This window comes from Streptomyces durocortorensis (assembly GCF_016901035.1).
GTDB classification, from domain to species: Bacteria; Actinomycetota; Actinomycetes; order Streptomycetales; family Streptomycetaceae; genus Streptomyces; species Streptomyces durocortorensis.
The window spans coordinates 1-536 of record NZ_JAFEUF010000551.1; the positions used below are offsets into that span (position 1 = coordinate 1).

The 536-nt window shown below is 81.0% G+C and carries 1 pseudogene; it reads right to left on the reverse strand.

Annotated elements, in window-relative coordinates:
* Nucleotides 1–452 (reverse strand): annotated as a pseudogene (locus tag JS521_RS36030) (hypothetical protein); the annotation flags it as partial.
* Between the last annotated feature and the right edge of the window lie 84 nt (nucleotides 453–536).

Sequence of the window (536 nt, forward strand, 5' to 3'; positions counted from 1 at the left end):
GGGACGGGGACGGGGGCGGGTGCGGAGGCTGCCCCCGTGACCCCCGTGACCCCCGAGAGGCCCGAGGCGTCGGAGGCCCCGGCAACGCCCGTGACGCCGGAGGCCGCTGCGGCACCGGAGGCTCCAGCGGCACCGGAGGCTCCAGCGGCACCGAAGCCACCCGAGGCGCCGGAGACGCCTGCGGCGGCCCGCCCGCGTCGTTCCCGGTCGGCCTCGGAGGGGTCGGCCAGCCAGCAGCGGCCCTCCGAAGGCCCTGCGGAAACTCCGACCGCCCCGGCCCGCCGCTCCCGGTCGGCCTCTGGCGGCTCGGCCAGCCAGCGCCCGGAGCCGGGCGGGACGGGGACCGCCCCGGCCCGCCGGTCCCGCTCCGCCTCCGACGGCTCTGCCAGCCAGCGCCCGGCGTCGGACACGCCCGGGGACACGCCGTCGCCGCCGCCCCGGGTGCGCAGCACGGACGCCCCGTGGCACGACGCCCAACCGGCCTTCGGCGAACCGGAGGCCGAGTCTCCGGGTGCGCCTTCTCAGCCCCTCCGGCG